Source organism: Nocardiopsis sp. iso_237, assembly GCF_056173345.1.
The window spans coordinates 1,760,260-1,784,826 of the sequence record NZ_CM149669.1 but is presented as its reverse complement, the minus strand read 5'-3'; the positions used below and the strand labels follow the sequence as shown (position 1 = coordinate 1,784,826).

20 protein-coding genes and 1 CRISPR repeat array are annotated in these 24,567 nt (G+C 72.2%); of the genes, 12 read left to right on the top strand and 8 right to left on the bottom strand.

Annotation, left to right across the window (positions count from 1 at the left end; genetic code table 11):
• Nucleotides 1–35: 35 nt before the first annotated feature.
• Complete coding sequence (locus tag AC0VYM_RS08065) at nucleotides 36–911, top strand: lysostaphin resistance A-like protein (protein ID WP_475460653.1); 876 nt, start codon at nucleotides 36–38, stop codon at nucleotides 909–911.
• A 102-nt stretch (nucleotides 912–1,013) separates the two neighbouring features.
• A CRISPR array of direct repeats spans nucleotides 1,014–2,201; the repeat unit is 29 nt; unit sequence GGGTCCATCCCCGCGTGCGCGGGGAGCAG.
• Between the two features lie 151 nt (nucleotides 2,202–2,352).
• On the opposite strand, the gene AC0VYM_RS08060 is transcribed toward AC0VYM_RS08065, so the two are convergent.
• Complete coding sequence (locus AC0VYM_RS08060; protein WP_475460651.1) at nucleotides 2,353–3,027, bottom strand: LysE/ArgO family amino acid transporter; 675 nt, start codon at nucleotides 3,025–3,027, stop codon at nucleotides 2,353–2,355.
• Nucleotides 3,028–3,120: 93 nt separating this feature from the next.
• On the opposite strand from AC0VYM_RS08060, the gene AC0VYM_RS08055 reads away from it, so the two are divergent.
• Nucleotides 3,121–3,999, top strand: coding sequence for a LysR family transcriptional regulator ArgP (locus AC0VYM_RS08055; protein WP_475462972.1), 879 nt, complete (start codon nucleotides 3,121–3,123; stop codon nucleotides 3,997–3,999).
• A gap of 3 nt (nucleotides 4,000–4,002) precedes the next feature.
• On the opposite strand, the gene AC0VYM_RS08050 is transcribed toward AC0VYM_RS08055, so the two are convergent.
• Nucleotides 4,003–5,049, bottom strand: a complete 1,047-nt coding sequence (locus AC0VYM_RS08050) for a LacI family DNA-binding transcriptional regulator (protein ID WP_475462971.1) — start codon at nucleotides 5,047–5,049, stop codon at nucleotides 4,003–4,005.
• Between the two features lie 248 nt (nucleotides 5,050–5,297).
• On the opposite strand from AC0VYM_RS08050, the gene AC0VYM_RS08045 reads away from it, so the two are divergent.
• The 5 genes from AC0VYM_RS08045 to AC0VYM_RS08025 all read left to right on the top strand — a co-directional run bounded on the left by AC0VYM_RS08045 (nucleotide 5,298) and on the right by AC0VYM_RS08025 (nucleotide 12,396).
• Nucleotides 5,298–7,625 (top strand): AbfB domain-containing protein, encoded by a 2,328-nt coding sequence (locus tag AC0VYM_RS08045; RefSeq protein WP_475460649.1) that lies wholly within the window; start codon nucleotides 5,298–5,300, stop codon nucleotides 7,623–7,625.
• Between the two features lie 120 nt (nucleotides 7,626–7,745).
• On the top strand, nucleotides 7,746–8,867 hold the full coding sequence (locus AC0VYM_RS08040; protein WP_475460647.1) for an ABC transporter substrate-binding protein: 1,122 nt from the start codon (nucleotides 7,746–7,748) through the stop codon (nucleotides 8,865–8,867).
• A gap of 39 nt (nucleotides 8,868–8,906) precedes the next feature.
• Nucleotides 8,907–10,427: a sugar ABC transporter ATP-binding protein gene (locus AC0VYM_RS08035; RefSeq protein WP_475460645.1), complete on the top strand. Its 1,521-nt coding sequence runs from the start codon at nucleotides 8,907–8,909 to the stop codon at nucleotides 10,425–10,427.
• Nucleotides 10,424–11,386 carry an ABC transporter permease gene (locus tag AC0VYM_RS08030; RefSeq protein ID WP_475460643.1) on the top strand — a complete coding sequence of 321 codons (963 nt, stop codon included), beginning with the start codon at nucleotides 10,424–10,426 and terminating at the stop codon, nucleotides 11,384–11,386. The genes AC0VYM_RS08035 and AC0VYM_RS08030 overlap by 4 nt, the downstream gene beginning before the upstream one ends.
• Complete coding sequence (locus AC0VYM_RS08025; RefSeq protein WP_475460641.1) at nucleotides 11,383–12,396, top strand: ABC transporter permease; 1,014 nt, start codon at nucleotides 11,383–11,385, stop codon at nucleotides 12,394–12,396. Before AC0VYM_RS08030 ends, AC0VYM_RS08025 begins: the two co-directional genes overlap by 4 nt.
• Before the next feature lie 52 nt (nucleotides 12,397–12,448).
• Here AC0VYM_RS08025 and AC0VYM_RS08020 read toward each other — a convergent pair whose 3' ends face one another.
• The gene (locus tag AC0VYM_RS08020; RefSeq protein ID WP_475460639.1) at nucleotides 12,449–13,243 is read right to left on the bottom strand and encodes a winged helix-turn-helix domain-containing protein; all 795 of its coding nucleotides are present in this window, start codon (nucleotides 13,241–13,243) and stop codon (nucleotides 12,449–12,451) included.
• Between the two features lie 173 nt (nucleotides 13,244–13,416).
• On the opposite strand from AC0VYM_RS08020, the gene AC0VYM_RS08015 reads away from it, so the two are divergent.
• Nucleotides 13,417–14,265 (top strand): TIGR03620 family F420-dependent LLM class oxidoreductase, encoded by an 849-nt coding sequence (locus AC0VYM_RS08015; RefSeq protein ID WP_475460637.1) that lies wholly within the window; start codon nucleotides 13,417–13,419, stop codon nucleotides 14,263–14,265.
• 55 nt (nucleotides 14,266–14,320) lie between these two features.
• On the opposite strand, the gene AC0VYM_RS08010 is transcribed toward AC0VYM_RS08015, so the two are convergent.
• The gene (locus AC0VYM_RS08010) at nucleotides 14,321–16,135 is read right to left on the bottom strand and encodes an AMP-dependent synthetase/ligase (protein WP_475460635.1); all 1,815 of its coding nucleotides are present in this window, start codon (nucleotides 16,133–16,135) and stop codon (nucleotides 14,321–14,323) included.
• 268 nt (nucleotides 16,136–16,403) lie between these two features.
• Between AC0VYM_RS08010 and AC0VYM_RS08005 the strand changes: the two genes are divergently transcribed.
• Both AC0VYM_RS08005 and AC0VYM_RS08000 read left to right on the top strand, forming a co-directional pair.
• A complete protein-coding gene (locus AC0VYM_RS08005) occupies nucleotides 16,404–17,618 on the top strand; it encodes an acyl-CoA dehydrogenase family protein (protein ID WP_475460633.1) in 1,215 nt (404 codons plus the stop codon).
• Between the two features lie 55 nt (nucleotides 17,619–17,673).
• Nucleotides 17,674–17,904, top strand: coding sequence for a hypothetical protein (locus tag AC0VYM_RS08000; protein WP_475460631.1), 231 nt, complete (start codon nucleotides 17,674–17,676; stop codon nucleotides 17,902–17,904).
• 25 nt (nucleotides 17,905–17,929) lie between these two features.
• Here AC0VYM_RS08000 and AC0VYM_RS07995 read toward each other — a convergent pair whose 3' ends face one another.
• The 3 genes from AC0VYM_RS07995 to AC0VYM_RS07985 form a co-directional block, all read right to left on the bottom strand.
• On the bottom strand, nucleotides 17,930–18,979 hold the full coding sequence (locus tag AC0VYM_RS07995; protein ID WP_475460629.1) for an aldo/keto reductase: 1,050 nt from the start codon (nucleotides 18,977–18,979) through the stop codon (nucleotides 17,930–17,932).
• 51 nt (nucleotides 18,980–19,030) lie between these two features.
• Nucleotides 19,031–19,354: a putative quinol monooxygenase gene (locus AC0VYM_RS07990; protein ID WP_017545306.1), complete on the bottom strand. Its 324-nt coding sequence runs from the start codon at nucleotides 19,352–19,354 to the stop codon at nucleotides 19,031–19,033.
• Between the two features lie 172 nt (nucleotides 19,355–19,526).
• Nucleotides 19,527–20,039: a lumazine-binding domain protein gene (locus tag AC0VYM_RS07985; protein ID WP_475460627.1), complete on the bottom strand. Its 513-nt coding sequence runs from the start codon at nucleotides 20,037–20,039 to the stop codon at nucleotides 19,527–19,529.
• A 267-nt stretch (nucleotides 20,040–20,306) separates the two neighbouring features.
• On the opposite strand from AC0VYM_RS07985, the gene AC0VYM_RS07980 reads away from it, so the two are divergent.
• Both AC0VYM_RS07980 and AC0VYM_RS07975 read left to right on the top strand, forming a co-directional pair.
• Nucleotides 20,307–21,932: a bifunctional aspartate transaminase/aspartate 4-decarboxylase gene (locus AC0VYM_RS07980; RefSeq protein WP_475460625.1), complete on the top strand. Its 1,626-nt coding sequence runs from the start codon at nucleotides 20,307–20,309 to the stop codon at nucleotides 21,930–21,932.
• Nucleotides 21,933–22,127: 195 nt separating this feature from the next.
• Nucleotides 22,128–23,369: a PucR family transcriptional regulator gene (locus tag AC0VYM_RS07975; RefSeq protein ID WP_475460623.1), complete on the top strand. Its 1,242-nt coding sequence runs from the start codon at nucleotides 22,128–22,130 to the stop codon at nucleotides 23,367–23,369.
• 60 nt (nucleotides 23,370–23,429) lie between these two features.
• Here the strand turns inward: AC0VYM_RS07975 and AC0VYM_RS07970 are convergent, their stop codons facing one another.
• Nucleotides 23,430–24,395 (bottom strand): LLM class F420-dependent oxidoreductase, encoded by a 966-nt coding sequence (locus AC0VYM_RS07970; RefSeq protein WP_475460621.1) that lies wholly within the window; start codon nucleotides 24,393–24,395, stop codon nucleotides 23,430–23,432.
• Nucleotides 24,396–24,567: the final 172 nt, after the last annotated feature.

Sequence of the window (24,567 nt, the reverse complement as noted above, 5' to 3'; positions counted from 1 at the left end):
ACTACGACGCTACGTCATAGTTTGGAATGGGCCGCATGAACAACCGAAGCGCACCCTCGTACGTCCAGTCCCTGCGGTCCAGGCCGCAGGTCTGGCGCACCCTCCTGGCCGTCACCACCGGCCTGGGAGCCCTGCTCGCCGTGCTCTTCGTCGCGGCCGTCCCGGCCGGGATCGCCCTGGACCGCCTCCTCGGGGTGGAGCCCTTCGACCCCGAGGACCCCACCGTCACCGTCGGGTTCTGGCTGGCGGGCAACCTGCTGCTCGCGGCGTTGATCCCCGTCTGCGGTCTGGCCCAGTGGGCGATCTACCGGGAACGCCCCGGGTGGCTGTCGTCGGTCGCGGGCCGCTTCCGGTGGCGGGTGATGGCCCGCGCCGCAGCGGTGGTGGTCCCGATCTGGATCGTCTACACCGTCGTGCTGCACCTGATCATGCCGTTCGGATCCCTCCAGCTGACGGCGGCGACCATCACGCTCGCTCTCGTGGCGATCGTGGTCGTCCCCCTCCAGTCGGCCGGTGAGGAGTACCTGTTCCGGGGGCTGCTCTTCCGCGCGGTCGGCGCGCGCTTCCGACGTCCGGGCGTCTCCCTCGCGGTCGCCACACTGGTCACCGCACTGGCGTTCGGCGCGATCCACGGTTCCCTGGACGCCTGGGCGCTGAGCTACTACGTCGTCGCCGGGGTGTGTCTGGCCCTGATGACCCAGCGCACCGGGGGTCTCGAAGCAGCGGTGCTGGTCCATGCCGTCAGCAACACCGTGCTGATGGTGTCTGTGATTCTGGCTGACCGCCTCGACGACGTGTCAGTGGTGACCGGCCCGGTCCTCGTGGTGCCGATGATCGTGATGGGCCTGGCCACGCTCGGCCTCTGGAAGCTGTCCCCGGGAAGAGAGCCCGCCACAGCTCTCCTGCCGTAGACCAGCCCTGAACAGCGGAGAGCAGTGCCGCTGTTGCTCCTACCAGGCACGCACGCAGGGCCACGAGCAGACTTGAGCACCCGATTAGCACAGACCGGCGCCAGGCCCATCCCCGCCTGCGCGGGGAGCATTCCAAAGGGCACCTGGCCGCCATCCTGGAACAGGGACCATCCCCGCGTGCGCGGGGAGCAGGACCGGGTCGCGGCGGCGTCGGCGTACTCGGTGGGTCCATCCCCGCGTGCGCGGGGAGCAGACTCACACCAAGAGAACCCGAAGCATGAGGCAGGGTCCATCCCCGCGTGCGCGGGGAGCAGGGGGGCGCGAGGCGTCCCGACCGGACGGGGTCGGGTCCATCCCCGCGTGCGCGGGGAGCAGGTACGTGGTCATGGGTGCTCCGTTCAGCTGTTGGGTCCATCCCCGCGTGCGCGGGGAGCAGATCTCCCTCCGCTTGAGCCGGGCGAGCTTCTTGGGTCCATCCCCGCGTGCGCGGGGAGCAGGGGGGCGCGAGGCGTCCCGACCGGACGGGGTCGGGTCCATCCCCGCGTGCGCGGGGAGCAGGTACGTGGTCATGGGTGCTCCGTTCAGCTGTTGGGTCCATCCCCGCGTGCGCGGGGAGCAGGGGGGCGCGAGGCGTCCCGACCGGACGGGGTCGGGTCCATCCCCGCGTGCGCGGGGAGCAGGTACGTGGTCATGGGTGCTCCGTTCAGCTGTTGGGTCCATCCCCGCGTGCGCGGGGAGCAGATCTCCCTCCGCTTGAGCCGGGCGAGCTTCTTGGGTCCATCCCCGCGTGCGCGGGGAGCAGTCATTCGCGCCCACATCTGGGAGAAGGACGCCGGGTCCATCCCCGCGTGCGCGGGGAGCAGGGGGCGCACGCCGCCAACATGGGCAGCATCCTGGGTCCATCCCCGCGTGCGCGGGGAGCAGCAGGAACCCGGACCCGGTCGCGGTGGTGGTGTGGGTCCATCCCCGCGTGCGCGGGGAGCAGATCGGTTTCCTGCCACGGTCGGCGCGCTGTTCGGGACCATCCCCGCGTGCGCGGGGAGCAGTACGACTCCCTCGAATGTCAGCGTCGTTCGTTTGGACCATCCCCGCGTGCGCGGGGAGCAGCGCGCCCATGTCGTCGGGGTCGGTGCCCTGGAGGGACCATCCCCGCGTGCGCGGGGAGCAGCTGTTCTGAGCGGCTCACGGATCCGACGCCTGAGGACCATCCCCGCGTGCGCGGGGAGCAGGCGCTGGTCTCGTCCTGGCAGTCTTCGCACAGGGGACCATCCCCGCGTGCGCGGGGAGCAGTCTCGTTGACCTGCGGCTCTGTGGCGCGAACCCATCGGAATCTGCAAGTTGTCGAGAAACGGACTCCGGCGACAAACACCCCAGAGGATCCCTGAGTTCACTCTCGGCGTTGGCATCGCCACCACTCTCCCGCATGGCACCGACCTTCAGACTAACCACCGAGCGCCAGGCTGACGCCCAGGGTGAGCATCACGACCGCGATGATCCCGTCCAGCACCCGCCAGGCGCCGGGGCGGGCGAAGACCGGGCGGAGCAGCCGCGCGCCGAAGCCCAGGGCGAAGAACCAGATGAAGCTTCCGGCCACCGCACCGGCCGCCCACCACCAGCGGGCCTCTCCGGTCTGCTGGTTGGCGACCGACCCGAGGAAGACCACCGTGTCCAGGTACACGTGCGGGTTGAGCCAGGTGAGTGCCAAGGCGGTGAGCACCGCTGCCCTGAGCCCGGTGGACCGGGTGGCCAGGGTCGTCGTGCCCCGTCCTGATTCGGGGGCGGGGGCGCTCGCCGCCGGGACCAGGACCTCGGCCCGCCCCGGCCGCAGCGCCCGGTGGGCCGCGAACAGGCCGTACACCACGAGGAAGCCCGCGCCGAGGAGGCGGACGACCACCATCGCGGTGGGCAGCGCCTCGACCAGGCCGCCGATGCCCGCGACACCGGCGAGGATGAGCACCGCGTCGGAGACCGCGCAGACCAGCACCACCGCCAGCACGGCGGAGGGCCTGCCGTCGATGCCGAGGCGGAGCAGGTACGCGTTCTGGGCGCCGATGGCCACGATGAGCGCCAGACCGGTGCCCATGCCCATCAGTGCGGGAAGAAGAGTCTCGTTCACCTGGAAAGCGTCCACCAGAAGACCCCGTGTAGTAAAGCTAAACTTTCTCAGATCTCCTTAGACTTCCTTATGACCGCACGTCAGGAGCGTACGATGCCCTTCCAGTTCGACCATCTGCGCACACTCACCGCCCTGGTGGAGGAGGGCACCTTCGAGGCCGCCGCCCGACGTCTGCACGTCACCTCCTCGGCGGTGTCGCAGCGGGTCCGGGCCATGGAACAGGCCGCGGGCCAGGTTCTGGTCCGGCGCACCAACCCGGTCCTGCCGACCGAGGCGGGCGACGCGGTGCTGCGCCACGCCCGTCAGGTGCTCCTCCTGGAACAGGAGGTGCGCTCGGAGCTCCGGGCCGTCGGCCACGAGCGGGGCCACGCGCGGGTGCCGCTGGCCGTGAACGCCGACAGCCTGTCCACCTGGTTCCTGGAGGCGCTCCCGCCAGGGCTGGCCGTCTTCGAGCTTCACCGGGAGGACGAGGAGCACACCACCGGCCTGCTGAGGTCGGGGGCGGTCATGGCGGCGGTGACCTCCACTCCGGAGGCGGTCCAGGGCTGCTCCGTGGAACCGCTCGGCAGCCTGCGGTACCAGGCCGTGTGCGCCCCGGAGTTCGCGGAGCGGTTCGGCGCCACCGACCCCGGGCGCCTCCCGGACGCGCCGATGGTGAACTTCGACCGCAAGGACGACCTCCAGGACCGCTTCCTGCGCGACCTCACCGGTGGGGGTTCACGGGGGCCGACCCACTACGTCCCGGCCTCGGAGGACTTCGCCCGCGCCGTGCTGCTGGGCTGGGGCTGGGGCGTGATCCCCGAGCAGCAGTGCGCCGAGGGCCTGGAGTCCGGGACTCTGGTGCCGTTGGCACCGGACCACCCGGTGGAGGTCCGCCTGTACTGGCAGCGCTGGAACCTGCGGTCACCGCTTCTTGACGAGGTCACCCGGCACGTGCGGGCCGGGGCCGCCGCACGCCTGCGTCCGGTCTGAACCTCAGGGCTTTCCCACGGTGCTCTCCCGGGGGACGAGGGCGAAGCCCGGCTGCACGCGCCTGGGCGGGATCGCCCCCTCCGTTTCGGAGAGGCGTTCCAGGAGCGCGTCCGTGGCGGCCCGGGCGATCGCCCTCTTGTGCGGGGCGACGGTGGTCAGGGTGGTGGTGCAGAACCGACCGTCCTCGATGTCGTCGAAGCCCACCACCGCCACGTCCTCGGGGATGCGCAGGCCGCGTTCGGTGAGGGTGCGCATGGCACCTATGGCCACGAGGTCGTTGTAGCAGAACACCGCGTCCGGGCGGACCCCCGAGTCCAGGAGGCGGGCCATCGCCTGGGCGCCGTCCTCGCGGGCGTAGCCGTCGGTGACCGCGACGAACTCGTCGCCGGTGGGCCGCCCGTGCTCCGTCATCACCTCGCGCCACCCCTGGAGCCGCAGGTGCGCGGTCTGGCGGGCGCGTCCGTGCCGGGCCCCGAGGAAGGCGATCCGCTGTCGGCCGATCTCCACCAGGTGGGAGGCCGCGGTGCGGGCGGCGGCGACGTTGTCGATGGCGACGTGGTCGTGGGGGGCGTCGTACTCGCGCTCCCCGAGCAGCACCAGGGGCGCGTCGCTCTCGCGGGCGAGCAGGTCCTCGTTCTCCAGCTCGATGGGGCTGAGGATGAGCCCGTCGATCACCCGGGCCCGCAGACCCTGGGCGAAGAGCACCTCCTGGTCGCGGCGCCCCCCGGTGTGGTCGAGCAGCACGATGTAGTCGAGCCCGCCCGCGTACTCGATGACGGCGTCCGCGAGTTCGGCGAAGTAGGGGTTGCCGAGCTCGGGCAGGGCGAGGGCGATCATCCCGGTCCTGCCCTTGCGCAGGTGGCGGGCGGTGAGGTTGGGGCGGTATCCGAGCTCGTCGATGACCCGCTGGACGCGCTGGCGGGTCTCGGGGGTGACGTGCCGGTAGCCGTTGACGACGTTCGACACGGTCTTGACCGACACCCCCGCCCGTAGCGCGACGTCCTTCAGGCTGATGCCCACTCGCTTCCCCTTCCGGGCCGCTGTACCCAGGGCCGTTGAGTTTTACATCGTTATACAACACGGGTGCGGTCTCTGCCCAGCGATGCTGACGGGCCCGTTTCCCCTACGTGGCGGAGCCTGCGTGTTCCCCGGATGTCCAGCGGGTTTCCCTTCAGGGTCTGGACAGGACTCGTTGATCGTGCTGTCATCTTGGCTAAGTCAGGTTTCCCACGTTGTAAAAGCGGGGGTGGCGCTGCCTCGTGCAGGTCCTCCCGCACCACTCGACACGGAGAACCCCCATGAGACGTCAACCCCCCGCGTCCCCGACTCCCGCACCGCCCCGCCGGACCGTCCGCGCGGCCGCCCCCGTTCTGGCCGCGTTCCTGGCCGCGTTCCTGACCGCCTCGGCGCTGACCGCGCTCCCGGCCGCCGCCTCGGCCGAACCCCGCCTGGAGACCCCCTGGACCTCGGAGGTCTCCCCGGACAACGCCCTGCCCGAGTACCCGCGCCCGCAGATGGTGCGCGAGGACTGGGAGAACCTCAACGGCCTCTGGCAGTGGGCCCCCGCCGAAGAGGGCGAGGACCCGCCGTTCGGAACCGACCTGGACGGGGAGATCCTGGTCCCCTACCCGGTGGAGTCCGCCCTGTCCGGCGTCGAGGAGCACCACGACCGCCTCTGGTACCGCCGCACCGTGGAGGTGCCGGACTCCTGGGACGGCGACCGCGTCCTGCTCAACTTCGGCGCCGTGGACTGGGACTCCGAGGTGTGGGTGAACGGCACCTCCGTCGGCTCCCACAAGGGCGGCTTCGACAAGTTCTCCTTCGACGTCACCGACGCCCTCCAGGACGGGGAGAACGAGATCGTCGTGGGGGTCCACGACCCCAGCGACGAGGGTGAGCAGCCCGTCGGCAAGCAACGGCTGGAGCCCGGCGGCATCTGGTACACCACCTTCACCGGGATCTGGCAGACCGTGTGGATGGAACCGGTCTCCGAGGCCCACGTCACCCGCCTGGACATCACCCCGGACGTACCCGGTGAACAGGTGGAGGTGGTGGTGAACGCCACCGGCGCCGAGGGCGCCAAGGCCACCGTCACCGTCCTGGACGACGAGGGCACCGAGGTGGGCTCGGCGAGCGGCGACCCGAACTCCGCGATCACCGTGCCGGTCCCGGACGCACGCCTGTGGAGCCCGGACGACCCCTACCTGTACGACGTGGACGTCACCCTCACCTCCGACGACGGCGACGAGGTCCACGACGAGGTCGCGGGCTACACCGGGATGCGCTCCATCGAGACCGGGGAGGTGGACGGGGTCCTGCGCCCGCTCCTGAACGGCGAGTACGTGTTCCAGGTGGGCACGCTCGACCAGGGCTACTGGCCGGACGGCGTCTCCACCGCGCCCACCGACGAGGCCCTGCGCTTCGACATCGAGTCGCACAAGGAACTGGGCTTCAACACCATCCGCAAGCACGTGAAGGTGGAGCCGGACCGCTGGTACTACTGGGCCGACCGGCTCGGCGTGATGGTCATGCAGGACATGCCCTCGATGTCGGGCGACCCGAGCCAGGCGGGGCGCGACCAGTTCGAGACCGAGCTGCACGCCCTGGTGGACGAGCACCGCAGCTTCCCGTCCATCGTCAACTGGATCGTGTTCAACGAGGGCTGGGGCCAGTACGACGGCGACGCCCGCCTCACCGACGAGGTCAGGGCGTCCGACCCCTCGCGCCTGGTCACCGGGGCCTCCGGCTGGCACGACACCGGCAACGGCGACATCGTCGACTCCCACATCTACGTCGGTCCGGGGGATCCCGCACCGGCGGAGGACGAGCGGATCTCGGTGCTGGGCGAGTTCGGCGGCTACAACCTGCCGGTGGAGGGCCACGAGTGGAGCCCGGGCGACGGCTTCGGCTACGAGGACATCAGCGACGGCCACTCCCTGGCCACCCGGTACGTCGGCCTGATGGCGGGCGTGCAGCGGCTGGAGCGCACCCACGGCCTGTCGGCGGCGATCTACACCGAGATCACCGACGTGGAGACCGAGCTCAACGGCTTCTGGACGTACGACCGCCGGGTGCTCAAGGTCGACCCGGAGATCGTCGCCGGGGCGCACGAGCAGCTGCTGGCCGGGGAGCCGGTCGGCGGCGTCGCGGACGTGCCCGTTGAGGAGAACCTGTCCCTGCGGGTCACCACACCCGGCCACGAGGACCGCTACCTGGCCCACGAGGGCGGGCTCGGCGTCACCGCCCCGGTGGGCGACGACAGCTCCGAGGCCGACAGGACCGCCGCCACCTGGCGGTTCGTGCCCGGCCTGGCCGACGACCAGTGCCTGTCACTGGAGTCGGCGGACCACCCGGGCGAGTACCTGCGGCACGCGGAGTCGCGGGTGAGCCGGGAGCCCGCCGACGGTTCCGGGCTCTTCGACCAGGACGCCACCTGGTGCGCGGTGCCCGGGCTGAGCGGCGAGGGGATCTCGCTGCGCTCCTACAACTTCCCGGACCGGTACCTGCGCCACTACGACTCCGAACTCTGGCTGTCCGGGGCGGGCACCGTCGGCGAGGACCGCGACACCGCCGAGCACTACGACCACGACACCTCGTGGTCGGTGGAGTCTCCCTGGGCTCCCTGACCGGACCCGCGTGACCCGACCCCCACCTCCCCGGGGCGCCCCTGACCCGGCGCCCCGCTCCCGCACCCCCTCCGCCGACTCCCCCAGTCGGCTTCCCCTCTATCCGGGCGGAGACCCGACATGAACGAACACCACACCCACCACACCGGCGCGGGAGCGCTCCCCCGACCCCGTCGGGTCCTGCTGGCCACCGCCGCCGTGGGCGCGGCGCTGGCCCTGGCGGCCACCGGCTGTGCCCGGGGCGAGGACGACGCCACCGCCGGGAACGCCGCCGCCGGGGACACCGAGGGCCAGGCCCAGGTCCTGGACGAGGCGGCCAGCGGGGGCGAGACCTGTGGCGCCGAGGACCACGGGATCGAGCCCTTCGACCTCACCGACAAGAAGGTCGGCTTCTCCCAGTCCGAGGCCGAGTCCAACCCCTTCCGCATCACCGAGACGCAGTCCATCAAGGACGAGGCCGCCGCCCGGGGGATCGACCTGATCACCTCCAACGCGCAGTCCGACTTCTCCCAGCAGATCAGCGACGTCCAGGACCTCATGTCCCAGGGCGCGGAGGTGCTGATCATCGCCCCGCTCAACTCCGACGGCTGGAAGCCCGTCCTGGACCAGGCGCGCGCCGACGCCGTCCCGATCATCACCGTCGACCGGCCCATCAACGGCACCGCCTGCGAGGACTACGTGACCTTCATCGGGTCCGACTTCGTGGAGCAGGGCCGCCGCGCCGCCGACCAGATGATCGACGCGCTGGGCGGCGAGGGCGAGGTGGCCATCCTGTTGGGCGCGCCCGGCAACAACGTGACCACCGACCGCACGAGCGGCTTCCTGGAGCGGATCGAGGCCGAGGCCCCCGGGATCGAGATCGTCTTCCAGCAGTCCGGCGACTTCACCCGCGAGGGCGGCCAGTCGGTGACCGAGCAGCTCGTCCAGTCGCAGCCGGACATCTCCGGGATCTACGCGCAGAACGACGAGATGGGCATCGGCGCGGTCACCGCGCTCAACGGCGCGGGAAAGGCGCCGGGGGACGTCCGGATCGTGACGGTGGACGGCACCCAGGCGGCGGTGGAGTACATCGTCGACGGGTGGATCTCGGCGGTCGTGGAGTCGAACCCGCGCTTCGGCCCGCTGGCCTTCGAGGCGGCCTCGGCCTTCGGCGCCGGTGAGGACGTCGGCACGCAGCTGATCATCACCGACCGCGAGTACGACGCGGAGAACGCCGAGGAGGAGCTTCCCCATGCCTACTAGGTCCGGCGGGGCGACCGGGCGCGCGGAGGGGGTGGGACGGTGACCGTTCCGGTCCTGGAGACCCGCGGGCTGACCAAGCGGTTCCCGGGCGTCCTGGCGTTGGACGGGGTGGACTTCGAGCTGCTTCCGGGCGAGGCGCACGCGCTGGTCGGAGAGAACGGCGCGGGCAAGTCCACCCTGATCAAGGTGCTGACGGGGGTGTACCGGCCCGACCAGGGCGAGCTGCGCCACCACGGGGAGCCCGCGCGGTTCGCCACGCCCCTGCACGCGCAGCGGGAGGGGATCGCCACCATCTACCAGGAGGTCGACCTCCTGCCGCTGCTGAGCGTGGCGCGCAACCTGTACCTGGGGCGTGAGCCGAAGCGGTTCGGGCTGATCGACTTCGCCCGGATGCACCGCGACGCCGCCCGGACGCTCGGGGACTACGGCGTGGACGTGGACGTGCGCCGTCCGCTGGGGACCCTGTCCATGGGCGCCCGGCAGATGGTGGCGCTGGCGCGGGCGGTGTCGGCGCGGGCCCGCGTGGTGGTTATGGACGAGCCGACGTCGTCGCTGGAGCCGCGCGAGGTCGAGACGCTCTTCGGGGTGATCGAACGGCTGCGTGAGGAGGGCGTGGCGGTGGTCTACGTGAGCCACCGCCTCGACGAGCTGTACCGGGTGTGCGACCGGGTGACCGTGCTGCGGGACGGGCGTCTGGTGCACCGGGGCGCGATGGCCGGCCTGGAACGGCTGCGGCTGGTGTCGCTGATGTTGGGCCGGGACATGGAGCGGGTGGAGCGCGAGGGCGCCACCACGTTCTCCGGGGGCCGCGAGGCGTGGTCGGGGACGCCCGCGCTGGAGGCCGAGGGGTTGGGCGCCCGGCACCGGCTGCACGACGTGTCGCTGACCGTGCGCCCGGGCGAGGTCGTGGGGCTCGGCGGCCTGCTGGGCTCGGGCCGCACCGAGACCGTGAAGGCGATCGCGGGCGCGCTTCCTCTGGACGAGGGCCGTGTCTCGGTGGTGGGCGTCCCGCTGCGGACGGGGTCCACGGCGGCCGCGATCCGGGCCGGGGTGAGTCTGCTGCCGGAGGACCGCAAGCACGAGGGCGTCGTTCCCGGCCTGTCCATCCGGGAGAACATCGCACTCGCCGCCATGCCGGGGCTGAGCCGGTTCGGGCTGGTGTCCGAGCGGGCGATCGACCGGGTGGTGGAGCGGTTCATGCGGCTCCTGCGGATCAAGGCGGTGGGGCCGCACCAGAAGGTGGAGGAGCTGTCCGGCGGTAACCAGCAGAAGGTGCTGCTGGCCCGGTGGCTGGCGCTCGAACCGAGGGTGCTGCTGCTCGACGAGCCCACGCGCGGGATCGACGTGGGCGCCAAGGCGGAGGTGCAGCGGTTGGTGGACGAACTGGCCGAGGAGGGCCTGGGGGTGCTGCTCGTGTCCTCGGACCTGGAGGAGCTGGTGGAGGGCGCCGACCGGGTGGTGGTGCTCAGGGACGGCGCCGTGGTGGGCGAGCTGGTCGGTGACGAGGTCACCGAGGACGCCCTGCTGTCCGCGATCGCCCGGGGCGGTGGGGAGCGGTGAACGACTCCCTGCTCGGGCGCCCCCGCGTGGACCGTGAACGGGTCCTGCTGTGGATGCGGGACTACGGCGTGTACGTGGGCGTGGCGCTGGTCGTGCTGTTCAACGTGGCGTTCACGCCGCACTTCCTGTCCTTCGAGAACTTCCGCACGCAGGCCGTGCAGGTCGCCCCGGTGCTGATCGTGGCCCTGGGCATGGCGCTGGTGATCGCGACCGGCGGCATCGACCTCAGTGTGGGTTCGGTGATGGCGCTGTCCGCCGCGATGATCTCGCTGTACCTGGGGTACGGGCCGCTGGTGGCCGTACTGGTGGCGGTGGGCGTGGGCGCGCTCGCCGGGGCGGCCAACGGTGTGCTGGTGGCCTTCGCCGGTGTCCAGGCGATCATCGTGACCCTGGCGATGATGATCGGCGGGCGGGGGCTGGCCCTCGTGCTGCTGCCGCAGTTGGACGGTGTCCGCAACCCGGACCTGCGGGAACTGGGTTCGGGGTCGTTCCTCGCCGTCCCCTACGTGGTGTGGATCGCCGCACTGCTGGTGGCGGCGGTGGCGTTCCTGGTGCGCCGGAGCGTGTTCGGCCGACGGCTGGTGGCGGTGGGCGGCAACCGGCGGGCGGCGGAGCTGTCCGGGCTGCCGGTGCGGCGGGTGCTGCTCGGCGTGTACGCGCTGAGCGGCGCCCTGGCGGCGGTGGCCGGGGTCCTGGTGACCGCCCGGTTGCAGGCCGCCGACCCGAACTCGGTGGGCGTGCTGATCGAACTGTCGGCGATCACCGCCGTGGTGGTCGGCGGCACCCCGTTGACCGGCGGGCGGGTGCGGATCGCCGGGACGGTGGCGGGGGCGGTGCTGATGCAGCTGCTGGTGGCCACGCTCATCAAGCACGACCTGCCGCCGTCGTGGACGCAGATGGCGCAGACGGCCGTGATCATCGGGGCCGTCTACCTGGCAAGGGATCGGGGGAGGACATGAGGACCACCGTGGACGGGGCGGGGCCGCGCGTGGGCGTCCGGGAGGCGGCCCGGGGCGGTGTCCCCTGGCGTGAGCTGGCCGCGCGGCACGGCGCCCTGGTGGTGCTGTTGCTGGTGGTGGCGGTGGCCGGGGCGAGCCTGGACGGTTTCCTGGCCCTGGGCAACCTGAACCGGATCGCCGTGAGCGCGTCGTTCCTGGCGGTCATCGCACTGGGCATGACGTTCGTGATCATCACCGGCGGGATCGACCTGTCGGTGGGCACGGTGTTCGCGCTCGGCGGGGTGCTGGCCGCGTGGGCCTCACAGTACGGGGAGCTGGCGCTGATGGCGGTGCCGCTGGCGGTGTGCGGTCTGATCGGGCTGCTCAACGGGGTGCTGATCGCGCGGGCGCGGCTGGCCCCGTTCATCACCACCCTCGCGACCATGCTGGGCGCGTGGGGGCTGATGCTGTCGGTGTCCGACGAGGGCAACACCACCTACCTGGTGCCGGACGGGCTGGCCCTGTCGGCGCTGGTGCACGGGAAGCTGTTCGGGGTGCTCGGGTACCCGTTCCTGCTGGTGGTGGCGGTGTTCGTGGTGGGCGGCCTGGTGCTGCGCCGCACCACGGTCGGCCAGCACGTGTACGCGGTGGGCGGTAACGAGCGGACCGCCGCGCTGATGGGCGTGCCGGTGGCGCGGACCCGGATCGCGGTGTACACGTTCTCGGGTCTGTGCGCGGGCACGGCGGGGGCGCTGAACGCGGTGTGGCTGGGCTCGGGCGTGACGATCTTCGGGATCGGCACGGAGCTCCAGGCGATCTCGGCGGTGGTGATCGGCGGGACCCTGCTGACCGGCGGTTACGGGTTCGTCGGCAGCACCCTGGTGGGGGTCCTGCTGCTGGGCGTCATCCAGAACGTCATCAACGCCGTCGGTTCCCTGACCTCGGCGTTCCAGGAGGTGGTCAGCGGCCTGTTCCTGATCACCGTGGTGCTGGTGCAGCGGCGCCTCAGCCGGGGCCGCGATCCCGGCTGAGCGGTCGGCGCGCGCGTGGCGTCCGCCGTTCCGCGCCCTGGGACGGCGGACACTACGCGGGGGTCCTGGGGCCGCTCTGGTCGTCGAGCAGACGCAGGTCCCGCACGGTGACCACGCCGAAGTGGAGCGCCTTGTCGATGAGGACCTGGGACCGCCATCCCTGACCCTGGCCGCCGCCCTCCAGCTCGACCTTGAACTTGTCCTTGAGGAGGTAGTTCACCTGGGCGTTCACGGCCGCGGTGCCGATCCCCAGGCGCTGCGCCACCTGGTTCTGGGTCGGGACCGGCGGGGAGAGGCCGCGCAGCCGGGGTTCGCAGAAGGCGACCAGGACGCGGTAGTAGGTGTGCCACCGGTCCATCCGGAAGCTGTTGGCCTCGGTGCGTTCGCTGGTGGTGTCCGCCCACCCGTCCTCGTCGGAGGCGCCCCTGGGGGAGAGGACGGCGCTGCACGCCGCCGGGGCCATCACCAGGAAGCTGTGCTCACCCGTCGCTCCCGGGATGCGCACCCGGGAGGTCTCGAAGGGCACCACCATGCCGTGGGTGTTCGGCTGGACCTGGACGTACCCGGCCGACCGCTCGGTGTTCTCCACGATGTAGGACTTGTTGGGGCTGAGGTTGCTGATCCTCCAGTGGTCCCCGTGTGAGGTGATGTCCCCGGCGTGCCGGTGCACCGCCCGGTCCCCGGCTCCGAGCCTCATGTCCACGTCGCGGTCGCGGCCGCCGCGCCCGAAGGTCCGGGTCTCCCCCGGGCTCAGGTGGTGGGTGTCCATGGGGGTGTCGCTCTCGTAGTCCTGTTGGACCGTGACGACCAGGTCGAAGTCGTCGACCGGGAACAGGTGCACGCTCATCTCGCCGTCTCCAGGGGGTCAGAGGAGAAGCCCCCGGGGGTCGGGGCCCGCCCCCGCAGGATACTGCGCGGGCCCCGACGGGCGCGGAGGGCGCGGGTCCGCGACCTCCGCCCCGCGCCGCCGTAGGTTGGTGGCGGCACCGCCGGGATCACCGAGCTCACCGAGGAGTATCCATGGGTCTGAACGCGACACCGGTCGACCTGGGCAGGTACGGCGTCTGGCTGCGCCACCAGGACCTCGACGAGGACGTCGCCGCCGAGATCGAGCGCCTGGGGTTCGGCGCCGTGTGGCTCGGCGGTTCCACCCCGGCCGATCTGGAACCGGCGGCCACGGCTCTGGCCGCGACGTCGCGGCTGGCGGTGGCCACGGGGATCGTGAACATCTGGGCGGCCCCGGCGGAGGAGGTCGCGGACGCCTTCGCGCGCCTGGAGTCCGCCTACCCGGGACGGTTCCTGTTGGGGATCGGGGCCGGCCACCGGGAGCTCAACGGGCCCGAGGCGGTCCGGCCGCTCCAGGGGATGGAGGACTACCTGGACGTGCTCGACCGCGAGGGCGTCCCCGCCGACCGGAGGGTGCTGGCGGCGCTGGGCCCGCGGATGCTCGCGCTGAGCGCCGAGCGGGCGGCGGGCGCCCACCCCTACCTGGTCACCCCGGCCTACACCCGGTTCGCCCGGGGCGTGCTCGGGGACGGGCCCCTCCTCGCCACCGAGCACAAGCTGGTGCTGGGCGCCGACCGCGCGCGGACGCGGGAGGAGGCCCGCCGGGGGATGTCGTTCTACCTCGGCATGCGCAACTACGCGGCCAACCTGGAGCGGCTGGGGTACACCGTGCTGGACCTCGCCGACGAGGGCAGTGACCTCCTGATCGACGACCTGGTCGCGCAGGGCGACGCGGACCGGGTGGCGGCGGCGCTGCGGGCGCACCTGGACGCCGGGGCCGACCACGTGGTGGCGCAGGCGATCCCCGGCGAGTCCGGCCTGCTCGGCTCCCTCTCCCGGCTGGCCCCCGCGCTGGCCTCCTGACCCGTTCCGGGCCGGGTCGCGCGGCGGTACCCGGCCCGGTCGGGGCGCCCTCGGCTCAGTCCCGGTAGAGGGCGGCCACCTCCTCCGCGTAGCGCTCCTCGACCACACGGCGGCGGAGCTTGAGCGAGGGGGTGAGCTCACCGGTGCCCGGCCCCCACTCCCCCGCCAGCAGCCGGTACCGCTTGACCTGCTCGGGACGGCTGAGCCGGGCGTTGGCGGCCGCCACCGCGCGCTTGATCTCCGCCAGTACCTCGGGGTGCTCGACCAGCCCCGCGCCCTCGGCGTCCAGCCCGCGTTCGCCCGCCCACAGCGGCGTCATCTCCGCGTCGAGGACGAGCAGCGCCACCAGGTAGGGGCGGGCGTCGCCGTGCACGAGGGCCTGGCCGACCAGCGGGTGCTCCTTGAGGGTGTTCTCCACCAGGACGGGCGGGATGTTCTTGCCGCCCGAGGTCACGATGATCTCCTTCTTGCGGTCGGTGATCCACAGGAAGCCGTCCTCGTCGACCCGGCCCACGTCGCCGGTGGCGAACCAGCCCTCCTCGTCCGTGGCGGGGCTGACCGTCCCGTCCGGTTGGAGGTAGCCCTCGAAGACCGAGGGCCCGCGCAGGTGCACCTCTCCGTCGTCGGCCAGCCGTACCTCGATGCCCCCGATCGGGCGGCCCACGGAGCCGAGCCGGTTGCGCCCGTCCTCCGGGGTGTTGAGCGTGGCCACGCCCACGGACTCGGTGAGCCCCCACACGTCCATGACGGCCACTCCCAGGGACGCCCAGAAGCGCAGCACGTCCACCGGCATGGGCGCTGAGGCGCTGGAGGCCAGGAGCACCCGGTCCAGGCCCAGCCGTGCGAGCAACGGGGTGAGCACGGCGGCGTGGACCTCCCGGTAGCGCTCCTCCAGTTCGGCGGGGACCTCCTCGCCGCGTTCCCTGTGGCCGTGGTAGTCGCCGGCCACCTCCCGGGCCGTCCCGACGACGGCGGCGATCTCCTCGGGCAGGGCGGCGAGGGAGGCGCGGACGCCGGTGGCCAGCTTCTCCCACACGCGCGGCACCCCCACGAAGTGCGGGGGCCGGATCTCGGGCAGGGCACCGGCGAGAGCGGCGGGGTCGGCGCACATCCAGACGTGTGAGACGCGGAAGAGCGGCAGGTAGAGGCTGAGCAGCCGTTCCGCGATGTGGGCGAGCGGGAGGTAGCAGACGTGGCTGGGGTGCTCTGGCAGGTCCACCGCGGCGTCGAGGGCGGTCGCCTGTGCGATGACCTGCCGGTGGGTGATGGCGGCCCCCTTGGGGTCGCCGGTGGTGCCGGAGGTGTAGACGACGGTGACCAGGTGGTCGGGGGTGAGGTCCCGCCAGCGGTCGGAGGCGCCGGAGGGCACGGTGTCGGTCAGTCCGTCGTAGGGGGTGTGGCCGCGTCCGGGATCGGGCCGGTCCAGCACCACGAGGGTTTCGAGCGCGGTGCCGGGGTCGTCGAGGAGCTTCTCCCAGTGGGCTGCGACGTCGGGGTCCTCCACCACGGCGAGGCGGGCACGGCTGTGGCGGCAGACGTAGCCGATCTGTTCGGGGGCGGCGGTGGAGTAGACGGTGGTGGGGACCGCCCCGGCGTGGACCAGGGCGAGGTCGGAGAGCCAGTGCTCGGGCCGGTTGCCCATCATGAGCAGGACGTGGTCGCCGGGCCGGACGCCGAGGGCGGCGTACCCCTCGGCCAGGGCGGCGACGGCCTCGCGCGCCTGTTCCCAGGTGAGGGTGGTCCAGGCGGTGGCGCCGGGTTCGCGCCAGGACAGGGCGGGGCGTTCGGGGTGCTCGCGTGCGTTGCGCAGGAGGAGTTCGGGGAGGGTGCGGTTCGTGGGATCGTCCGCGGTGCCGGGGGCGGAGGTCATGTGTGCTCCTGGGGCAGCTTCCTCGTATATGTGATCCAGAACACACGAGAGCCTAGCAGTCCGCCTATCCCCGGAAAGGGCGGCGAAGAGGCGCTTTCCCCTGATAGGACCGGCCCGAAACGGGTGCGGCGGGCCATCCCGGACCACCCCCCGCTCGGCCTCTCCGGGGAGCCGAATGCTACTGATAAGTAATATTCATCAGGGTAACCACTGGTAACACCCAGAGCCCCGCCCCCGTGTCCCCGCGTGACCCCCAAGGAGCCACTCCGTGCCCGACTTCTCCCTCCAGCTTCCCGAAGAGATCAGCGACGTCCGGGACTGGGCCCACGGGTTCGCCGCCGACGTCATCCGCCCCGCCGCCGCCGAGTGGGACGAGCGGGAGGAGACCCCCTGGCCGATCATCCAGGAGGCCGCCAAGATCGGCCTGTACTCGCTGGACTTCTTCGCCACCCAGGCCTTCGAGGAGAGCGGCCTCGGCATGGCCGTCACCATCGAGGAGCTGTTCTGGGGCGACTCCGGGATCGGCCTGGCCATCATGGGCACCGGCCTGGCCGCCGCCTCCCTGAGCAAGACCGGCACGCCCGAGCAGATCGGTGAGTGGGCGCCGCAGATGTTCGGCACCCCCGACGACGTCAGGGTCGCCGCGTTCTGTGCTTCCGAACCCGACGCCGGTTCCGATGTCTCCGCCATCCGCACCCGCGCGGTCTACGACCAGGCCAAGGACGAGTGGGTGATCAACGGCGTCAAGACCTGGGCCACCAACGGCGGCATCGCCCACGTCCACGTGGTGATCGCCTCGGTCGAGCCCGAGCTGGGCTCGCGCGGGCAGGCCTCGTTCGTCATCCCGCCGAACACCCCCGGCCTGTCCCAGGGCCAGAAGTTCGCCAAGCACGGCATCCGCGCCTCACACACCGCCGAGGTCGTCCTGGACGACGTGCGCGTCCCCGGCTCCTGCCTGATCGGCGGCAAGGAGAAACTGGACGAGCGGATCGCCCGCGCCAAGGAGGGCAGGCGCTCCAAGGGCCAGGCCGCCATGAAGACCTTCGAGGCGACCCGTCCGACCGTGGGCGCGATGGCGGTGGGCTGCGCCCGCGCCGCCTACGAGTACGCCCGGGACTACTCCGTCCAGCGCGAGCAGTTCGGCAGGCCGATCGGGGACAACCAGGGCGTGGCCTTCCTCCTGGCCGACATGGCCACCCGGATCGACGCCGCCCGCCTCCTCGTGTGGCGAGCCGCCTGGATGGCCCGCAACGGCAAGGACTTCACCAACGCCGAGGGCTCCATGAGCAAGCTCTACGCCTCCGAGACCGCCACCTACGTCACCCAGAACTCCCTGCGCATCCTCGGCGGCAACGGCTACACCCGGGACTACCCCGTGGAACGCTGGCACCGCGACGCCTCCATCTTCACCATCTTCGAGGGCGCCAGCGAGATCCAGAAACTCATCATCGGCCGCACCGTCACGGGTCTGCCGATCCGCTGACGCGAGGGTGAACCCGCTGGTGAGCGGGGAGGATGGGGACGAGGAGGTGAGGCCGGTGTTCGCATGGCCCGCACTCGGAGTCCTGGTCGGCATCGCCGTACCCGTCGCCGTCATCTTCCTGGTGCTGGGGATCTTCAGGATCGTCCAGCGCCAGGCGGAGAAGGCCGTCCGCTCTCCCGACTACTGGAAGCAGGTCCCCGACGGGACCGATCCGGCCGATGGGGACCGGTCCGAGGAGGTCGGGGAACAGGACGGATCCCGGGACCGGCCCGGCGACGACCGGTAGGCCCGGGGTCCGCCCCGGCCGCGGCCTACTCCTTGGAGGCGGTGGCGCCCCACCAGATGTTGACGTCGGAGTCGACCGCCCAGCGGTCGATGTCGCGCAGCTCCTCCTGGGAGAACTCCGTGTTCTCCACCGCCCGGAGGTTCTGCTCCAACTGCTCCACGCTGGAGGCGCCGACCAGCGCGGTGGTGACCGTGCGCGGCCCCTGGTCCCGCAGGACCCAGGAGATGGCCATCTGGGCGAGGGTCTGACCGCGCTCGGCGGCGATCTGGTTGAGCGCCCGGGCCCGGCCGAGCACCTCCTCGGTCAGCATGTTCTCCCGCCAGCTGGGCCGCCCCACCCCCGCCCGGGAGTCCGAGGGCACCTCACCGCCGAGGTAGCGGGACGTGAGCAGCCCCTGTGCCAGCGGCGAGAAGGCGACCACACCCATGCCCTCGTCCGACGCGGCCTCCAACAGACCGTCCTCGACCCAGCGGTTGAGCATCGAGTACGAGGGCTGGTGCACGATCAGCGGCGTGCCGAGGTCGCGCATGATCGCCGCGGCCCGACGGGTGAGCGACGGACCGTAGGAGGAGATCCCCGCGTACAGGGCCCGCCCGGACACCACCGCGTGGTGGAGGGCCAGCATGGTCTCCTCCAGCGGGGTGTCCGGGTCCGGCCGGTGGCTGTAGAAGACGTCGACGTAGTCGAGGCCCATCCGGGCGAGGGAGCGGTCCAGCGACGACAGGAGGTACTTGCGTGAACCGCCCCGCTGGTGCGGACCCGGCCCCATCACCCACCCGGCCTTCGTGGTGATCACCAGTTCGTCGCGGTAGGGGCCGAGGTCCTTCGCCAGGGCGCGGCCGAGGTTGGCCTCCGCGCTGCCCGGCGGCGGGCCGTAGTTGTTGGCCAGGTCGAAGTGGATGACGCCGAGGTCGAAGGCGCGGCGCAGGATGCGGCGCTGCCCCTCCAGGTCCCGGTCGTCACCGAAGTTCTGCCACAGTCCCAGCGACAGCCTGGGCAGGTTCAGCCCGCTCCTGCCGCAGGTCCGGTACTCCAGAGAGTCGTACCGGTCGTCGTCCGCCACGTACGTGCCCAAACTTCCGCTCCCCTTCCACCTGGTTCCAGCCACCGTCGAACAGCGTCGACGCTACTCGTCGATCGTCAGCTCGCCCATCCGGTCCCAGCCCTCGCCGTCGACCACGCGGCTGACGATCAGCGGGGTCTCCTTCAGCAGCGGCTTCATCGAGGCCAGCCCGGCGCGGAAGTGGTCACTGTTGACGTGGGCCTCGGCGGCACCGTCCTTGAACGCCTCGACGAGCACGAACTCGTCGTCGCGCTCGACGCTGCGGGACCACTCGAACCACAGGTTGCCCGGCTCGGCGCGGGTGGCCGCGGTGAAGTCGGCGACCGCGTCGAGGAAGCCGTCGACGGCCTCCGGTTTGGTCCGGAACTTGACGACGATCAGGATCATCCCGCATCTCCTTCGATGTGTGCCACGGGGCGCGCGGTCGTACCGCGCCCCTTGGTCGACCACTCTCCCAGAGCGCGGAGGGTCGGGGCCGCGACGGCCCGGGCACCGGAGGTGTTCGTCCCCTCACCCGGGTCCGTGGCCGACACCGCACGCGGGGAGCGGCCGTCGGTGCTCAGGCGCCGCCGAGGGTGGTGCCGGGCAGGCGGGTGGCGCGCCACTCGTCGTTGGAGACCTCGCGCACCTCCAGGGAGCCGAGGGTCTCCTCGGGGTGGACCATCTCGACGTTGGCGACCAGGGTCTCCCCGTTCAGGTCGGTGCTCACGGTGATCTCACCGACCTCGATCTCCTCGGCTCCGGGCAACCCGGCGACGTAGTCGGGGAAGGCCGCCACGCAGTCCTGGCCGTCGTCACCCTGGCCGACGATCGCCGCCTGGGCGCTCTCGTCCGCGAAGGTGCAGGCCAGCTCGCCGTCCCCGGCGACCAACGCGGCCACGAACCCCTCGGCCACGGTGCGGGCGGCGTCGGTGGCCTCGGCGGTGTCCTCCTCGCTGGGTTCGGTGGTGCCCTGGCCGTCCTCCTGGGCCGCCTCCTCGGCGGTCTCCTCGGCGGGGGCCTCGTCCCCTCCCGAGCAGGCGGTGAGCGCGAGGAACAGGGGCACGGCAGCACACAGCAGGGTGCGTCGCATGGGGGGGTCGCCTTCCGTGGACGGGCGGGGAGGACCGACGGCGGACTTCGGGGGAAGGTCGGCGCCGTCGACGCTTCCGGGACGCACCATTGTTACCGCATTCACCTGTTTGATGACCACGTGTGCGCGCACCCGGTTCACGCGCGCTCCCCTGACCAGGCGAAGCACGGACGTGGGTGCGGGTTCGGCTTGACCCCGCGCCGGGCAGCCCGTTCCGGCACGGCGAACGAGCGCGCTCACTCCGGGGAGCCGACCGGAAGGGGTCCCATGACCAACCCCGACGACGACCGCGCGATCCAGCGCGGGCTGGAGGGGCTGAGCCCCTTCGAGCTCAGGGACCACCTGATGGACCTGGCCGGGGAGTCCTCGCACAAGAGCGCCCACGCCATGCTCAACGCCGGGCGCGGGAACCCGAACTGGACCGCGGCCCCACCCCGTGAGGCGTTCTTCCTGCTGGGCCGGTTCGCGGTGCTGGAGTGCCGCCGCACCTGGAACGAGTGGCCCGCCGTCGCCGGGATGCCCGCGGTCGAGGGAGTCGGGGAACGCCTCCTGCTGTTCCTCGACCAGAACGCGGGCGAGCCCGGCGCGGACCTGCTCCGCCGCGTCCTCGACCGGGTGGAGGACCACCGCCGCGACGAGGTCCTGCACGAACTGGTCGACGGCGTCATCGGTGACGACTACCCGGTGCCCGGCCGCGTGCTGCCGTTCGTGGCGGAGTCGGTGCACGAGTACCTGGTCCGGGCGATGGGCGACCGCGCCCCGGAGACCCCCTACGACCTGTTCGCGGTCGAGGGCGGCACCGCCGCCATGTGCTACGTCTTCGACTCCCTCCAGGCCAACCGGGTCCTGCGGCGGGGCGACCGGATCGCGCTGATGACGCCGATCTTCGCGCCCTACCTGGAGATCCCCCGCCTGGACCGCTACGGCTTCGACGTGGTGGAGGTCGCCGCCTCACGCGGCACCGAGGGCGACTTCCACACCTGGGACTACGACGACGCCGAGCTGGACAGGCTGGCCGACCCGTCGGTGCGGCTGCTGTGCGTGGTCAACCCGAGCAACCCGCCCTCGGTGGCACTGTCCGAGCGCTCGCTGGAGCGTGTCCGCGACATCGTGGAGCGCCGCAACCGCGACCTGGTGATCGTCACGGACGACGTGTACGGCACGTTCGTGCGCGGCTTCACCTCGTTGTTGGAGGTGTGCCCGCGCAACACCCTCGGCGTGTACTCGTTCTCGAAGTACTTCGGGGCGACCGGGTGGCGGCTGGGGGTGATCGCCCTCCAACCGGACAACGTCGTGGACGACCTGATCGCCCGCCTGGACGGCGAGGACGCCGAGGCCGTGCGGCGGCGCTACTCCCCGCTGTCGCTGGACGTGCCGGGGATGCGGTTCGTCGACCGCATGGTGGCCGACAGCCGGTCGGTGGCGCTGAACCACACCGCCGGGCTGTCCACTCCCCAGCAGGTGCAGATGGCGCTGTTCGCCCTCTTCGCGCTCACCCACGCCGACGAGGAGTACCGCGCACCGGTCATGAGCGTCCTGGAGCGGCGGCTCGCGGCGCTGGCCGAGGGGTTGGGGGCACCCCTGCCCGAGGACCCCCGGCGCGCGGGCTACTACGTCGAACTCGACCTGCTGGCCTGGGCCGAGCGCCACTGGGGAGGCGAGTTCGCCGCGTGGATCCGCGCGAACCACGAACCGGTGGACCCGGTCCTGCGTCTGGCCCGGGAGGACGGCGTGGTGCTCCTCAACGGCGGCGGGTTCGACGGGCCGGAGTGGTCGGTGCGGATCAGCCTGGCCAACCTCGACCACGAGGCCTACGAACGGATCGGCCGCGTGCTCAGGGAGATCGGTGAGGAGTACCACCGGAGCTACACGGAGGCCACCGGTCGTACGTGAGGCTCCGGGCGGCGGCACGTTCCCCCGGAACCGGGGCTTGTCCCCGGGGGCGACCTCTGGTGATATGGGGGAGGGTGACCGGCATCACGGTATCCACTGGCGCACAGAGCACGCGCGGGCGTGCCACCGGCGGTTCGGCGCACGCTCCGGCGAGCGCGGTGCCGGTCCGGCGCGTGCGCCCGTGCCGGAGGTGACATGACGTACCGACTACGGGACGGCGCCCGCGGCGCCCTCGTCGCGGACCTTCCCCCCGCCCTGGGAAGCAGGCTCCGCCCCCTGGTGCCGCACCTGACGGAGGAGGCCGTGGAGGCCGTCCGGCGCCGGGCCGAGGCCCATTCCCAGACGTTGGAACCCGCGCACGTGGAGTCGGTCCGGACGGTGATCGCCGCCGCCGCGCACGCCTTCCTGGACCGGATCGAGGACGGATCGGGGTCCGTGCGCCACGCGGGCACGGAGGACGGCCCCGACTCCGAGGGCCCCGGGGCGATCGGGCGGACGTTCCGCGCGTTCGGTGCCGGGGAGGCCCGGCAGGGGCGCACCCTGGAGTGCCTGCACACCGGGATGCGCACGTCTGCTGCGGTGGCGTGGCGCCGCCTGGCGGGGGCCGACTCGATCGACCGGGACCAGATGGCCGCCTTGGGCGAGGCGCTCTTCGCGTTCCAGGAGGAGATCTCCACGGCCGCCGCCGAGGGCCACGCCCAGGTGCGGGGCGCGGGTGTGGAGGCGCTGCGGCGGCGCCGGTCCCGGCTGCTGGACGTGCTGCTGGCCGAGTCCGGGACGGAGCCGGAGGCGAGGGCGGTGGCGACCCTGGCGCGGGCGGCGCGGTGGCGGGTGCCCGAGCGGGTGGCCGTGGCACTGCTGCACCAGGAGGGATCGACCGGCACGCCGACACCGCCGTCGGACGTGCTGGTGGACCTGGACCGGCTGGAGCCGTGCGCGCTGGTGCCCGACCCCGAGGGCCCGGGCAGGCTGAGGTCGTTGGAGCGTTCCCTACGCGGGTACCGCGCGGTGCTGGGTCCGACCGTGCCCCTGGACGAGGCCCCGGCGTCGCTGGCACGCGCGCGTGAGCTGGCCGAGCTGGCACGGGCCGGGGTGGTGTCCGGGCGAGGGGTGCTGCGGTGGAGCGACCACCTGCCGGAGCTGCTGCTCTCACGGGACACGGCGCTGGTGGCGGAGCTGGCCCGGACGCGGTTGGCGCCGCTCGCCGGGATGCGGGAGCCGCAGCGGGAGCGTATGGCCGACACCCTGCTGGCGTGGTTGGAGTCGGGGTTCAACGCCAACGAGGCGGCGGAGCGGCTGCGTATCCACCCGCAGACCGTGCGGTACCGGATGCGGCAGCTGGAGGAGCTGTTCGGCGCCCGGCTCCGCGAGCCCGGCGCGCGCTTCGAGTTGGAACTGGTGCTGCGGGCCCGCAGGCTGCTGGGGCCCCTGGAGTGAGGGCATACCGAACAGTCGGGATGTTCCCCGCGCGGTGGGGTGCGGGGAACATCCCGGAGCTCAGCCCCGGGGAGCCAGGGCCCGTACCACCTCGGCCGGGTCCGTGCCGGGCGGGCCGATCGGGGCGATCACCGGGGTGTCCACCCCCGCCTCGGCGTAGGCGCCGATCCGCTCACGGCAGTACGCGGCCGGTCCGTGCACGACGAGGTCGTCCACCACCGAGTCCGGGATCGCCGCGAGCGCCCGCTTGCGGTCCCCCTCCTCCCACGCCCGCCACATGGGACCGAGCTCGTCGCGGCCCAGCCACTCGTGGAAGGCCCGGTAGACGGGCACGTTCAGGTACGCCGAGATCGCCCAGCGGCCGATCCCCCGCGCGGTCTCGGGGTCCGTGTCGGGCACGGCGAAGATCCGCGCCACGATTTCCTTGTCGTCGCCGAACTCGCGCACGATCGGGGCGACGGTGCGCACGTCCTCGGCGGACAGCCAGTTGAGGATGGCGCCGTCGGCCTCGCGGCCCGCCAGGCGCAGCATGCCCGGGCGCAGGGCGGCGACCAGGACGGGCGGGGCCTGCTCGGGGACGGCGCCGAGCGTGAACCCCTGGACGGAGAAGGTGTCGTAGTCCGCCCTGACCTTCCGGCCGGTCATCGCCTCGCGCAGGAAGCGCACGGTGTCGCGGACCCTCTTGTAGGGCTCCTCGAAGGGCAGGGAGTTCCAACGCTCCACGATCACGTTCGAGGAGGTGCCCACCCCCAGGACGAACCGGCCGGGTGCGGCGGCGGCCATCGTGGCGGCGCTCATCGCGAGGGTGGCGGGGCCCCGTGTGTAGGCGGGCACGATCGCGGTGCCCAGCCGCAGCCTCGGCGCCCACACGCTGGCCAGCGCCAGCGGGGTGAACGCGTCGGTGCCGTTGGCCTCGGACGACCACGCGTCGGTGTAGCCGAGGTCGGGGAGGGCCTCGAAGAGCGGGCGCTGGTCGGCCAGGGGGACGCCCTCGAAGGGAACGGTGATGCCCCAGCGGTCGGTCATGTCGGCTCCATGGGTCGGTGTGCGAACCGAACCGGATTCGGCCCGGTGTGGCACGACCGTACCCCCACGGACCGCCGCGCAGAAGACCGCGCCCGTGCCCGTCGACGCGTATGTTCGGAACAGGGCCCGCCAGCGGCGGGCCGGAACGGACGACACCGAGAACGAAGGAGGC